Annotated in this window: 14 protein-coding genes; 8 read left to right on the forward strand and 6 right to left on the reverse strand. The window is 43.5% G+C overall.

What is annotated here, in order from left to right; translation table 11 throughout:
* The first annotated feature begins 30 nt into the window (after positions 1–30).
* From GPM24_RS22435 to GPM24_RS18975, 4 genes are all read left to right on the forward strand, one after another.
* Complete coding sequence (locus tag GPM24_RS22435) at positions 31–177, forward strand: glycine zipper domain-containing protein (protein ID WP_500784480.1); 147 nt, start codon at positions 31–33, stop codon at positions 175–177.
* 112 nt (positions 178–289) lie between these two features.
* Positions 290–1,030: a proteasome-type protease gene (locus tag GPM24_RS18965; RefSeq protein WP_158828729.1), complete on the forward strand. Its 741-nt coding sequence runs from the start codon at positions 290–292 to the stop codon at positions 1,028–1,030.
* Positions 1,020–1,868 (forward strand): transglutaminase-like domain-containing protein, encoded by an 849-nt coding sequence (locus tag GPM24_RS18970; RefSeq protein WP_158828730.1) that lies wholly within the window; start codon positions 1,020–1,022, stop codon positions 1,866–1,868. The genes GPM24_RS18965 and GPM24_RS18970 overlap by 11 nt, the downstream gene beginning before the upstream one ends.
* Positions 1,868–2,383, forward strand: a complete 516-nt coding sequence (locus GPM24_RS18975; protein ID WP_158828731.1) for a GNAT family N-acetyltransferase — start codon at positions 1,868–1,870, stop codon at positions 2,381–2,383. Before GPM24_RS18970 ends, GPM24_RS18975 begins: the two co-directional genes overlap by 1 nt.
* Positions 2,384–2,416: 33 nt before the next feature.
* Here GPM24_RS18975 and GPM24_RS18980 read toward each other — a convergent pair whose 3' ends face one another.
* Both GPM24_RS18980 and GPM24_RS18985 read right to left on the reverse strand, forming a co-directional pair.
* Positions 2,417–2,911 (reverse strand): GNAT family N-acetyltransferase, encoded by a 495-nt coding sequence (locus GPM24_RS18980; protein ID WP_158828732.1) that lies wholly within the window; start codon positions 2,909–2,911, stop codon positions 2,417–2,419.
* A gap of 12 nt (positions 2,912–2,923) precedes the next feature.
* Positions 2,924–4,204, reverse strand: a complete 1,281-nt coding sequence (locus GPM24_RS18985; RefSeq protein WP_158828733.1) for a replication-associated recombination protein A — start codon at positions 4,202–4,204, stop codon at positions 2,924–2,926.
* A 569-nt stretch (positions 4,205–4,773) separates the two neighbouring features.
* On the opposite strand from GPM24_RS18985, the gene GPM24_RS18990 reads away from it, so the two are divergent.
* The 3 genes from GPM24_RS18990 (at position 4,774) to GPM24_RS19000 (ending at position 6,787) form a co-directional block, all read left to right on the forward strand.
* Positions 4,774–5,397, forward strand: a complete 624-nt coding sequence (locus GPM24_RS18990; RefSeq protein WP_158828734.1) for a DNA-3-methyladenine glycosylase family protein — start codon at positions 4,774–4,776, stop codon at positions 5,395–5,397.
* 137 nt (positions 5,398–5,534) lie between these two features.
* Positions 5,535–6,107 carry a nicotinate (nicotinamide) nucleotide adenylyltransferase gene (gene nadD, locus GPM24_RS18995; protein WP_158828735.1) on the forward strand — a complete coding sequence of 191 codons (573 nt, stop codon included), beginning with the start codon at positions 5,535–5,537 and terminating at the stop codon, positions 6,105–6,107.
* 80 nt (positions 6,108–6,187) lie between these two features.
* Complete coding sequence (locus GPM24_RS19000) at positions 6,188–6,787, forward strand: MiaE family protein (RefSeq protein ID WP_158828736.1); 600 nt, start codon at positions 6,188–6,190, stop codon at positions 6,785–6,787.
* Positions 6,788–7,425: 638 nt separating this feature from the next.
* Here the strand turns inward: GPM24_RS19000 and GPM24_RS19005 are convergent.
* Positions 7,426–9,039: an FAD-dependent monooxygenase gene (locus tag GPM24_RS19005; RefSeq protein ID WP_158828737.1), complete on the reverse strand. Its 1,614-nt coding sequence runs from the start codon at positions 9,037–9,039 to the stop codon at positions 7,426–7,428.
* A 3-nt stretch (positions 9,040–9,042) separates the two neighbouring features.
* Positions 9,043–9,753 (reverse strand): SAM-dependent methyltransferase, encoded by a 711-nt coding sequence (locus GPM24_RS19010; RefSeq protein ID WP_158828738.1) that lies wholly within the window; start codon positions 9,751–9,753, stop codon positions 9,043–9,045.
* 54 nt (positions 9,754–9,807) lie between these two features.
* Here GPM24_RS19010 and GPM24_RS19015 point away from each other — a divergent pair, with 54 nt between their 5' ends.
* Complete coding sequence (locus GPM24_RS19015; RefSeq protein ID WP_158828739.1) at positions 9,808–10,524, forward strand: hypothetical protein; 717 nt, start codon at positions 9,808–9,810, stop codon at positions 10,522–10,524.
* 126 nt (positions 10,525–10,650) lie between these two features.
* Here GPM24_RS19015 and GPM24_RS19020 read toward each other — a convergent pair whose 3' ends face one another.
* Complete coding sequence (locus GPM24_RS19020; protein WP_158828740.1) at positions 10,651–11,904, reverse strand: pyridoxal phosphate-dependent aminotransferase; 1,254 nt, start codon at positions 11,902–11,904, stop codon at positions 10,651–10,653.
* Between the two features lie 165 nt (positions 11,905–12,069).
* Positions 12,070–12,807, reverse strand: coding sequence for an acyl-CoA desaturase (locus tag GPM24_RS19025; RefSeq protein ID WP_158828741.1), 738 nt, complete (start codon positions 12,805–12,807; stop codon positions 12,070–12,072).
* Positions 12,808–12,845: the final 38 nt, after the last annotated feature.

The raw sequence follows: 12,845 nt of genomic DNA on the forward strand, positions 1-12,845 counted from the left end.
TGAGATTGCTTTCTTATTTAAATCATCAGTTTGAATATCCGCAGAAATTATATAGCCCTTGGTTTAATACTGGGTGTCGCTTTAGGCATTGCTACACGGCGGCTGGTTATTGGTATATGTATAGGGCTAGCTATTGGTGTGATGCTAAATGGCTTGCAAAACAGGCCGAGGAAGTAGTGTGCAGCTCTTGCGCTAAGTATGCTTTTGTATAATTTTCTTTGTATCAATTCACTCTCCTGCATTTTTACTTTATTTGCTATCTTGTAATACCACTGAAGCAGTTACCATAATGACCTATTGTTTAGGAATAAAAGTGAAGGAGGGCCTGATTGCCATTGCCGACACACGCATTACCTCGGGCACCGATACCACCATCAAAAAAAAGATCACCATTAAGCAAAAAGACAAGTTCTCGCTTTTTGTAATGACCAGCGGCCTGCGCTCTGTGCGCGATAAGGCAGTTACTTATTTTGAAGAAATACTGGAAACGCAAGAATTTGATAAGCTATACAAAGCTGTAAATGCCTTTGGCGAACAAGTACGCCGGGTAGCTAACGAGGATAGGGAAGTGCTTGAAAAAGCCGGTTTTAAGTTTGATTTAAATACGGTTATCGGCGGTCAGTTGAAAGACGACGAGGAGCATAAGCTTTATATGCTTTATCCGGAGGGTAACTGGGTAGAGCTTGGGCAGGGGGCGCCTTTTGTTATCATCGGTAATTCGGGCCCAGGCAGGGCCATGCTCAACCGGATGCTCAATGAAGACACGGATATGCGTTTGGCGCTTAAAGCAGGCTTCCTGTCGTTTGATTCAACCAGGGTAAGTACCAATAATGTAGATTTTCCTATTGATGTGGTTTTATATCCCAAAAACTCATTCTGTTTAGCCGAACAGCGTTACGAGCAACAGGATTTGCAAAAAATTTCCAGCCAATGGGCCGAAGAATTGAAAAATGCCCTGCAAAACGTATCGGATGACTGGATGGATAAAGCCTTTGATAAACTGCCTAAGCCGGTTAGTCATGAAATTTAACGTATCTACCAACTTACAGTATGATGTTGGACCGATAAGTACTTTAGTGCTCAACATTCATGCTTTGCGCACGCTGCATCAAACGGTGTTGAACGAAAGCTTGATTATTGATCCGTACCTAAAAGCGGAAGAAATAACTTCGGTAAACAGCGAAAGCCGTTTTGCGCGGATAGAAGTAACAGAAGCTGCCAGTCTGCATATTGCTTATTCGGCCACGGTAGATAATTGCTACAAAACGGTAGATGGTACCAATAAGCAAGAAGCACCCGTTGCTCATTTAGATAGCGCAGTATTACCTTACCTGTATCCCAGCCGTTATTGTCAGTCAGATAAGTTATATCGTCTGGCCAATAACCTGTTCGGGCAATATCAAAATCCATTTGAAAAAGTGATGGCCATTACTGATTGGATATACCAGCGGGTAGAATACTTGAGCGGCTCAACCAATTCGCAAACCTCTGCTTTTGATACAGTCACCGAGCAAGCTGGTGTATGTCGTGATTTTGCCCATCTGGGTATTGCATTGTGCCGGGCATCCACCATTCCGGCCCGTTACTTCACCGGCTATTCCTATAAACTGAACCCGCCCGATTTTCATGCGTGTTTTGAAGCTTATTTAGGTGGCGAGTGGGTGTTGTTTGATGCTACCAAATTGGTGCCGTTAAATGGTTTGGTTAAGATAGCTACCGGTCGTGATGCTGCGGATACAGCCATTGCCAACTTGTTCGGCAACATCAACTGTAAATATATTCAGGTGGATTGCCAGTTAGCTGAAGGTGAAAGCTTTGAGCCGTTATATTATCAGCCTGATAATCTGCAATTTATATATTATATGTAATGGCTGTTGTATTAACTACCGAGCGCTTGCTGCTGCGTGAATTTGACATGCAGGATGCTCCCTTTGTACTTGAACTGTGCAATACATCCACATGGCTCCAATACATTGGCGACCGCGGCGTAACCTCACTGGCCAATGCTATTAATTATATTATCAACGGCCCTTTGTACAGTTATAAAACTTACGGCTTTGGATTGTCAGTAATTGTACTGAAAGATACCGGCAAGCCCGTAGGTATGTGTGGCTTAATTAAGCGGGATACGTTAGAGGATATAGATATTGGCTATGCCTTGCTGCCACAGTATGAAGGCAAAGGATATGCTTATGAAATAGCAGCAGCAACAGTTAAGTATGCAGTTCATGATTTGAAACTTGCCCGCTTGGTAGCGCTTACAGGTTTGGATAACTATCGTTCTATGGCTTTGCTGCAAAAGCTGGGCTTTCATTACGAAAAGGATATTCAACTTACGCCGGACGATAAGTTATTAAAGCTTTTTACTTATAACGTTAGTTGATATCATGCTTAACCTAATTGCCTCTACAACTTACTATACCGGTTTTCGCATTACATAATCATTCATCCAGTAAGGCCCAATCGGAACATCTTCTTCATAAGCTATACTAAATCCCATTTTCTCATAAAAGCCCGTGGCCTGGTTGTAGCGGTTTACGTTAAGTTCCAGTATATGCTTGCCAGCCTGGCGCACTTTATCAGCCACAGCATTGATTAAAATTTTACCATAGCCTTTGCCTTGCGTTTGTGGCAGGCAATATAGTTTGTGCAGTTTGTATATTTCCTTGTCTTCTTCACGCGGCGAGTAAGAGGCAAAAGCAACGGGTTGTCCGTTTTCTTCCAAAATCAAAAACTCTTGTGTGGCATTTTCTATCTGCTGACTGATTTTATCTACATCGTAAATCACATTCAGCATGTATTGTATTTGCTCGGTTGCTAAAATTTCAGCATAGGTAGTCCACCAGGTTTTATTGGCTATGTCTACTATGGTTGCTGCATCAGCAGCTACGGCATTGCGTATTAAAAACATGTTCTTTTAAATTTAATACTTGTATCTGTTTCCCCAAAGTTTTCGCAGTTTCTCTCTGGCTTCATTTTCTCTGGCATTATTGCCTGGGTCATACAATTTAGTGCCTTTAATAGTGTCAGGTAAAAAGTCCTGATCGGTAAAATTGCCTTCGTAGCTGTGGGCATACTTGTAATTTTTACCGTAACCAATGTTTTTCATCAGTTTGGTAGGGGCATTGCGTAGGTGCAGCGGTACTGGTAAATCGCCGGTTTGCTTCACCAGCGCCATAGCTTCGTCAATGGCCATGTAGCTGGCGTTGCTTTTGGCAGATGTGGCTAAGTAAACGGCGGTTTGCGAAAGGATAATACGCGCCTCAGGCATACCAATTACGTTTACCGCCTCAAAACAGCTTTGGGCCAATAGCAAGGCATTGGGGTTGGCATTGCCAATATCTTCAGATGCCAGGATAAGCATCCGGCGGGCAATAAACAATGGGTCTTCGCCACCTACCAGCATCCGGGCCAGCCAGTATACCGCCCCATTTGGGTCACTGCCCCGCATGGATTTAATGAAGGCCGAAATAATATCATAATGCTGCTCGCCGGCTTTATCGTACAAGGCCATATTCTGCTGCACATTTTCCAGTACGGCCTCATTGGTAATGATGATCTCGGGACTGTCCATCGCATTTATCAGCAACTCAAATATGTTTAACAGTTTGCGTGCATCCCCACCCGACAAGCGTAACAATGCCTCATAATCCTGTATGCTGATGTTTTTTGCTTTCAAGGTTTCATCTTCGTGCATCGCCTTTTGCAATAGTTCAATCAAGGCATCTTCATGCAGATGCTGCAAAATATAAACCTGGCATCGCGACAGTAAAGCCGAGATCACCTCAAAAGACGGATTTTCGGTAGTAGCACCAATCAGCGTTACAATACCCCGTTCTACCGCACCAAGCAATGAATCTTGCTGCGATTTGGAAAAACGGTGAATCTCATCAATGAACAATACGGGTAATGTTTGCCCACCTTGTTTTAATAAAGATGCTTTTTCGATCACCTCGCGCACGTCTTTTACGCCTGAATTGATAGCACTCAGTGAAAAGAACGGACGCGATAAGGTCTGCGATATAATATAAGCCAGCGTTGTTTTGCCAACCCCCGGTGGTCCCCAAAAAATCATCGACGGCAGGTTGCCCGACTCGATGGCCTTACGCAACACGGCACCCGGACCTACCAGATGCTTTTGCCCAACATAATCATCCAGCGTACGCGGACGCATCCGTTCGGCTAAAGGCGGCAGATTGTTCATGCCGATAAAATTCGGGAAAGTTCGATTTAAATCCTAATGTTATTAGTAAAGGGAGGGGTGTTTGTTTGTTTGTTTGTTCGTTTCTGCTTTGTGCTGGTGCAGTGCCTTGTTAGGATAGGTTTATACTTTGACCACCGCCTGTGGAAGTCACTTTTCTTCTTTACCGCAAAAAAGAAAAGTAACCAAAAGAAAAAGGCTCTCGGCCGCACCTTCTTTCTACTCAAGGCAGTACTTGTACTTAAGTCAGTAGCTACCGAAAGAAGCTGAATGCCGATTCTTTTGTCGGTTATGTTCTGACTGTGCTTTACTTTGAACGAGGATAGAAAAAAAACAAAAAAAAGCGCAAAGGCCCGCTATCGCGCCCGGGCCAGCGATGTCCTTATGGGCAGACAGGTGATCGCGAGAGCTAGGCCTTTTTGGATACTTTTGTGGCTATGACAAAAGTATCTAGCCCCTGCGGCAATGAGCAGACGAAGTGAGTAAAAAATCACTGAAGAAAGTTAAATACGCATCAACAGAAAATAAATTAGCACAACACAAAACCATCTTAAAACGTTTAAAAATCAATTATGCTCACCACCTTCCATCAGCAAAACTACCACCAGCTATGCGATGAATTAGCTGGCATGGACGCTGATTTCAAAAACAGTATACAAAACTATGGCTACCCGCCATACTGGTCGCGTACGAATACATTTGAGTCATTGGTGCATATTATTCTGGAACAGCAGGTGTCGATGGCCTCGGCTCTATCAGCGTTAAATAAGCTAAAAGAAAGCGTACAAGAAATAACGCCTGCCCGTGTTTTGATGTTGACGGATGAGGAGTTGAAAGCTTGTTATTTTAGTCGGCAAAAAACAACTTATGTGAAATACTTAGCCGAGGCTTTATTAAGCGGACAAATAAACTTGCAAGTGTTAGAACAATTGCCGGATGATAAAGTACGAACGGAATTAACGAAGCTGAAAGGTATTGGCAACTGGACAGTCGACATTTACCTGTTGATGATATTACACCGAACAGACGTGTTTCCCATCGGCGATTTGGCTATAGTAAACGGAATGAAACGTTTAAAACGGTTACCTGCCAGTACCACAAAAGAAGAGCTTTTATACATGGCCGAAGCTTGGCGGCCGTATCGCAGTGTAGCAGCTATGTTATTGTGGCATTACTATTTAAACGACCGAAAGTAACATGAGATAGTCGATAATAATGTAATAGATAATTCATATTCCCATATTTTTAATTATCTTTCTGTCAAATAAACAAACAAAATTTTTTGAATTGAATTATCGGTGATATAATTGCCAACTGATAACTACCTGCACAAATGAAAATCGGCCTGCTGTTTGGTTCATTCAACCCTATACACATCGGACATTTAATTATTGCCAACTACATGGCCAATCATACTGAACTGGATAAGGTTTGGCTGGTAGTTACACCGCAAAATCCACTTAAAAAGTACGGTAGTTTAATTAATACTTATGACCGATTGGAAATGGCCCGATTGGCAACAGACAATGCCGACAATATTGAGGTAAGCGACGCGGAACTGAAACTGCCGCAACCCTCATACACTATTGACACCCTAACACACCTGAAAGAGAAATACCCGCAGCACGAGTTTGTGCTGATTATGGGTTCTGATAATCTGGCCAGCTTACACAAGTGGAAAAACTATAAACTTATTCTGCGTGATTATCGCATTTACGTATACCCGCGCCCTGGCTATGAGAACGCTGAACTGGCTTCGCACGAATCGGTAACCATAACCATGACGCCGTTGATGGAGCTATCTGCTACCTTTATCCGCACCGCATTGGCTGCTAAAAAGAATGTACAATATTTTGTGCCCGATGCCGTGCTACAGTTTATTGAAAGTAAGAATCTGTATCGTTAGATAAAGACTTGGTTATTGCACGTTATAAATCTTGAATCCTGATTCTATACTCTTGCATCTAAAACCCCTATCTTTGTAAGGTGAGCGAGAAAACTATCCTAAAACTGCAACTGCCAACCGATCCGCGCTGGGTAACTAACGTGGTAGAAAGCAATATTGAAGAAATTTTGACCGATCATGCTTTTTGCGAGCAGAAAGCGGCCAGTAATGCTATTACCCTTATTGTGCAAAATCCAAACCTGTCTGATTTGGTTCAGGAAATGGCATTACTGGTACAAGAGGAAATGGATCACTTTAAGCGCGTGCACGATATTATCTTGGCACGGGGTTACGTGCTGGGGCGTGAGCGAAAGGATGACTATGTGGGGGAGTTGTTGAAATTTATGAAAAAGGGTGGTAGTCGCGAAGAGCAGTTGATAGACCGCCTGCTATTTGCCGCCATGATTGAAGCCCGCAGCTGCGAGCGCTTTAAAGTATTATCCGAAAATATTAACGATGCCGAACTGGCTGCGTTCTACCATGAACTGATGATCAGCGAAGCCACTCATTATACAACCTTCATTCGCTTGGCTAAAAAATATGCCGGCAAAATAGATGTTGATAAACGCTGGACCGATTTCCTGGCTTATGAAGCGCAGGTGATTCAGAATTATGGTAAGCGAGAGACGATTCATGGGTAGGGTTGCTTTATTGTTAGTTAGTGCTTGTTGAACATCTTTCAGCATTTCATTAGGATAGAGATGTTCTTTGACCACAGCCTGTGGAAGTTAATTTTTCTTTTACCGGAAAAGAAAAAGTAACCAAAAAGAAACCTCTCGGCCGCACCTTCTTTCTACTTAGGTCAGTACTTGTACTTAAGTCAGTAGCTACCGAAAGAAGCTGAATGCCGATTCTTTTTTTGGAGGTATTGTTCTGGCAGTGCTTTTGTTGAATAAGGATAGAGAATGGAGATAGAAAAAGAAGGGCAAAGGCCCGCTGTTGCGCCCGGGCCGGCGATGGCCTTGCGGGCGGTGAGGTGATCGCAACAGCTAGGCTTTTTTNTGGAGATAGAAAAAGAAGGGCAAAGGCCCGCTGTTGCGCCCGGGCCGGCGATGGCCTTGCGGGCGGTGAGGTGATCGCAACAGCTAGGCTTTTTTGGTTCTTTTGTAGCTATGACAAAAGAACTAGCCCCTGCGGCAATGAGCAGACGATGTAAGTTTAGTAGCATCAAAGAAAGTTAAGCTCCAAGCACAAACCCAAGCTAGCAGCACAGCCTACATCAACGTAGGAAAATTATTTGATTGCTTCCACATCACCGTTTTTCCCAACGATGAGAAAATCATTGCCTCGCTAGATCATTATTCGCAACCACCCCAACTACATTCTGCAAATAATTATCCATCATCTCAATATTCACAATGTCGTTGATAAGCCCAATGTGCATATCCGGTCGAATGATCAGTGCTTTAGTTTGCCCTTCGCGAATACCAAAGGCATCAAACACCTGCTGGTTTTTTACGGATGGCGGTAAATGGAAAAAGTTGAGGAGACCTGAGTAGCATTGGGTAATCCATCGGGCGAGGGTGAACAAAAACATTTCGGGCAAATCGCCTAGGGTAATTAAGGTGAAACCGGGCTTGCTGCACCAGGCATGTAAATCCGTTAATTGCAGTTTCTTTTCATCATATACTGGCAGGTAGGGCAAACGGTCTCCGGCCCTAATACTAGTTAACTGACTTAAATGTAAAGATAAGGTACTATGTGGATAGCTAATGCCGGTTTGTGATATTCGCTTAAAAAATTCAAAACGCAGTTTTTCATTTTTCCATGCCCGTTTAAGCACTATGGGCAGCAGCCATTTTTTGAAAGTGTTTGCCAAAAAGCTTTGCGACATGATAATTTTAAAGGCCCGGTCGGTAGTTTTAAGCAGTTCGCGGGCTACCGGCATGCGCTCGGTGGCATAGGTATTTAATATGCCGGGCTGTAATTGCCGTTTGATAACACCCGCCAGTTTCCATGACAGGTTATAAGCATCCTGCAAACCCGTATTCATGCCCTGTCCACCCACGGGCGAGTGGATGTGTGCCGCATCGCCAATTAAAAAGCACCGGCCCTGATTGAATTTATCCGCCATACGGTGATGCAGGCGATAGGTGGTAAACCAGTTGCACTGTTTAATTTGAACTGTTGCTTTTACCTTTTCGTTGATGTGTGGTAATACTTCATCCAGTTTCAAATCTGGTTTATCAGCTAAGCTGGCCGGTAAATTACCCACCACCCGAAAAGCATTTGCCTCGGGCATCGGGAAAAAGCCGGTAAAGCCATTATTGGTTAAATATAGATTTACAAAATCATCCGTATGATCGAGTACCACATCGGCCAGATAAAATGAACTGGGATAGGTGTCGCCGGTGAAAGGTATATTCAATTGATGCCTTACCGTGCTATGTGCACCATCAGCGCCGATGAGCCAGTTGCAGGTTAGGTTTAACTCTGTATTATCAGTTTTAAGCCTTATGGCTATCTGGTTAGTTAGCTGTTTTAAATCAACTAAACTAGTGTTCCAGTAAACCGGGCAGCTGTTGTTGGTTAGATAGCTAAGCAGTGCCCGCTCATTTTTGCTTTGCTGATAAACAAATACGTAAGGATAAGGCGTGTATCCGCTACCTGCGTCATTGATAGGAAAGGCAGCCAGTTGGGTGCCTGAGTGGTAAAAGTGCAATCCCTGGGCTTGCTTGCCACCTTTAAGCACTTCATCAACAATCCCTAGTTGGCGATAAATCTCCAGCGATCTGGCTTGTACTGCTAATGCTTTGGATTGGTGGGTAGGGCCTTGGCGGCTGTCAATAATTATGGGTTGGATGCCATACCGCAGCAACTGGGCGGCCATCATTAGGCCCGAGGGGCCAGCGCCTACAATCAGTACTTCGGTATGTTGATTGTTCAGGCGCATATATCAGGCGTGAAAAAGTAAAAATATAGTTGGCTTTTTATGTAGATCAGGCGTTTGCTTTTTCCAATTGGCAACGGTTTGTGTTTTCACCAGTTCGTCTGCCGCTGTTAAGTTGCAGGCAATACACAAGCGCGTATTAGGCTTACAGGTTTTCAATATTTCTTCGAGCAACTGATTATTGCGAAACGGCGTTTCAATAAAAAGCTGAGTTTGTTTAAAGCGCTCGGCGGCACCTTCCAAATCTTTAATTCGTTTGCTGCGCTGCGCTTTATCAATAGGCAAGTAGCCGTGAAAAGTAAAGCTTTGCCCGTTAAAGCCCGATGCCATTAGTGCCAGCAAAATAGAGCTGGGGCCAACCAACGGCACTACTTTGATGCCTTTACGGTGTGCTTCGGCTACTATATCCGCGCCGGGGTCGGCTATACCGGGGCAGCCAGCCTCGCTCATCAACCCTGCGTCTTTACCGGCTATCAAACCCGTGAAAAAGCTATTGATATCATTGTCGCGCTGGTGCTTGCCATAGTCATGAATAACAAGCTGGCTTTGCGGAATGGTTAGGCCGGCCAGTTTCAAAAATTTTCGGGCGGTCTTTTCATTCTCAACAATATACTCGCTAATCTGGTTAATAGTATGTACCAGATAAGGCGTGAAGGATTGGGCCGCAGCATCATCTGCAAGCGGAACCGGGATTAAATAAAGTGTTCCGGCGGGCATATTGCAAATGTGAAGTTTTTATTTTTAAATTAGGTAAAAGCAAAGGAGTTAAATATGAAATCATTAGGTGTAAACTGGTTTATTGAGGGCGCAATTGATTTTGAATACAAAAAGTATGTGCTTTTAGACTATCTGCAGGAAATTAACCGCCACTTTGATAAAAGCCGCCTATACCCTAACCTTACCGATCTGATATTCCATTACAATAATTTACTGAGCTTTAAAAAAGACAAATCGGTATTGCAGCAGGCTTTTCCGCAAAGGCTAACCCAGGCAGACATTGAAGCCGTAAAGCTGACTTATCAAAAAATGGTGCAGGATGATACTACCATGCACGAAATTGAACGCATCATTGCTTATGCCCTATGCAAAATGGACCCGGCTCTGCAAACCGGCCGGGAAATATATGATTTTGTAGAAAGCCGACTGGCTATTGACCCGGTAGGGGTAGTCCCCTTAACGCCGTTTTACGGTTACTTTAATTTGCGCAACGGCAAAGAAACCACCAACTGGATTTATGAATACCAGATCACCATTTTTGAAAGTCAGGATGATAAGTACCGGGGCATCAATATATCGCTGGTAGATACTTACGAGCAAAGCTTAGCAAACACTCTTGAATCTATCAAACAAAAACTCATCAAAAAGCGAAAACACCTGCCTAACCCGGCCATGTATTATGTACATAGCGATATCACTTTTCCGCTGGAGCAAACCTTGTTGCCTGTAGCCAAAAGGAGCTTAGTGAAGTATATATCTAATGCAGCTTGATCGGTTACCAGTGTTGAGGTTCGAGTGACCAAAAATAAAAGCGCCATCTTGCACAATTGTGTAAGATGGCGCTTTTAAAAAATATTGCATATATCTCGTACCTGTCCACAGGGCACTCGTTACCGATTACTTCAATTTACTAAGCGCTTCTCTAATCCGCGGAATCATCGCCTGAATATCTTCTAGTGATGAAGTACCCACCGATGCGCGGAACCAGTTCACGTTGCCGTCAGTGCCAAAGGCTGAAAATGGTACCAGTGCTACTTTCGCTTCTTTAATCAGGTAAAAGTTGATATCGGCTGATGTATTCAGTACTTCGCCTTCTGGTGTGGTTTTACCGGTATAATCTGCTTTTACGGTTAAGTAGATAGCGCCCATCGGTTCAATAGCATCTACTGCAAAACCTTCAGATTTTAACTGCTGAAAGCCTTGGTACAAGGTGTTTAGGCACTCCTGGATGCGAGACTTAAAAATATTCAGATAATTATGAACCTGCTCGCTGTTTTGAATGTATTTGGCTGTAGCTACCTGCTCGGCTTTAGGTGCCCAGGCACCCATATGGCCTACAATAGAACGCATTTTGGCAATCACTTTCTCCGGACCAAAGCCCCAGCCTACGCGTACGCCAGTAGCGGCTAAGCATTTGGAGATGCCATCGATATATATTACATAATCCTTTAATTTAGGGCGTAAAGTAACCGGATCAACATGCTTTTTACCGAAGGTAAGCATGGCGTAAATCTGGTCGTACATAATGTACAGCGGTTTTTCGCCTCGCTGACGACTCGCGTTTTCCGCAATCACCAAATCGCAAATCTCTTCCAGGTCAGATTGCTCGAACATAGTACCCGTAGGGTTTTGCGGCGAGCAAAGTGCCAGTAGGGTAGCCCCTTTTAAATGCGGTGCTACATCGGCCGCTTTAGGCAAAAAGTTATTTTCGGCAGTAGTTGGAATTTGGATTTCTTGAGCACCGGTAATATGACAATAGTGGTTGTTGTTCCAGGATGGTGCCGGATAGATCACTTTATCGCCCGGATCAACCAAAGCTAAAAATACTGAGTAAATCAACGGACGGGAGCCACTGGCAATCAAAATCTCATTCGGCGTAGCCTGAATGCGAAGCTCTCTTTCTAAAAATGCTGATACCTGTTTGCGCAACTCTAACATACCATCAGCCGGAGGGTAGTTGGTATGGTTAGCCTGGTAAGCTTCTATAATATCATCACGCAGTTCGCTGGGAATGGGATAGATGTTGGGGTCAAAATCGCCAATGGTTAAATTGGCAATGTTTTGCCCTTGTCTTTTCAGTTCGTTAATCTCGTTTCCTATTTTTATGATCTCAGAGCCTTTTAAGGTTTGAGCCAATACTGATACAGCCATAGTTTTATGTTTGAGCGGTAAAGATAGGGGTTTACAATCAAGAGCCAAGAATCAAGAAACAAGACAACAGTTTCATCATAGAATTGATACAAAACGAAAGTGGCCTAAATAAAAAAGCCGTTCAACTGAACGGCTTTTTGAGTATGTTAATTTTATATCGAGAAACTATACTACTGACGGTTTCCGTAATCTGATAATACGCATCCAGTGCATAGCCTTCATAACCGGGTATACCGGATCAACTTCAAACCAGCGTGCGCCAAAGTTGGGGCTGTTAGGGCGTTTGTGGTGATTGTTTTGAAACAATTCGCCTAGCATCAAAAAATCGAATGGGGTGGTGTTTTTTGATTTGTCGCCGTTGTCAAAGTTTGAATAGCCATATTTATGGCCGCACCAGTTTACAATAGCGCCATGTAACGGGCCCATAATAAATTGGATTGGTAACAAAAGCCATAACCACCATACGGTAGCAAACTTTAAGTAAAACAAAAAGTATAAAACGCCCCATGCAATGCGGGTAATATTCAATGATCCGTAATAGTCAATTAAGCGCCATTCGGGGTAGTTACCTTTAAATTGAGCGTCCGGTTCTTTAAGCCTTCTTTCATACACTCTGAAGCTGATAGCAGTACGGTACATCATCTGAAATACGTCTGTAAAGAAGTGCGGCGAGTGCGGATCCTTTTCCGTATCACTGTAGGCATGATGCTCGCGGTGCATAATAGCATATGCACGCGGATTTAAAAACGAGGAGCCCTGGCAAACAAAAGTTAATACGTGAAAAACACGCTCGGTAACCTTGTGTGTGGTAAACATTTTATGCGCTGCATAGCGATGCAAATAAAATGTCTGGAAAAATAACGACAAGAACCAATGGGCAAAAAAGAAAATAATAATAATCACGTTGACTGCTAATTAGATATTTTTTAAATATCGTACAA

The sequence above is a fragment of the Mucilaginibacter lacusdianchii genome, assembly GCF_009770985.1.
GTDB lineage: Bacteria > Bacteroidota > Bacteroidia > Sphingobacteriales > Sphingobacteriaceae > Mucilaginibacter > Mucilaginibacter lacusdianchii.

Bases quoted from the DNA above. Each gene is read 5' to 3' on its own strand.
- GPM24_RS18985 (WP_158828733.1), bottom strand. From the start codon at position 4,204: ATGAACAATCTGCCGCCTTTAGCCGAACGGATGCGTCCGCGTACGCTG.
- GPM24_RS19005 (WP_158828737.1), bottom strand. From the start codon at position 9,039: ATGCGCCTGAACAATCAACATACCGAAGTACTGATTGTAGGCGCTGGC.
- GPM24_RS18975 (WP_158828731.1), top strand. From the start codon at position 1,868: ATGGCTGTTGTATTAACTACCGAGCGCTTGCTGCTGCGTGAATTTGAC.
- GPM24_RS19010 (WP_158828738.1), bottom strand. From the start codon at position 9,753: ATGCCCGCCGGAACACTTTATTTAATCCCGGTTCCGCTTGCAGATGAT.
- GPM24_RS18980 (WP_158828732.1), bottom strand. From the start codon at position 2,911: ATGTTTTTAATACGCAATGCCGTAGCTGCTGATGCAGCAACCATAGTA.
- GPM24_RS18990 (WP_158828734.1), top strand. From the start codon at position 4,774: ATGCTCACCACCTTCCATCAGCAAAACTACCACCAGCTATGCGATGAA.
- GPM24_RS18970 (WP_158828730.1), top strand. From the start codon at position 1,020: ATGAAATTTAACGTATCTACCAACTTACAGTATGATGTTGGACCGATA.
- GPM24_RS19015 (WP_158828739.1), top strand. From the start codon at position 9,808: ATGAAATCATTAGGTGTAAACTGGTTTATTGAGGGCGCAATTGATTTT.
- GPM24_RS19020 (WP_158828740.1), bottom strand. From the start codon at position 11,904: ATGGCTGTATCAGTATTGGCTCAAACCTTAAAAGGCTCTGAGATCATA.
- GPM24_RS18965 (WP_158828729.1), top strand. From the start codon at position 290: ATGACCTATTGTTTAGGAATAAAAGTGAAGGAGGGCCTGATTGCCATT.
- nadD (WP_158828735.1), top strand. From the start codon at position 5,535: ATGAAAATCGGCCTGCTGTTTGGTTCATTCAACCCTATACACATCGGA.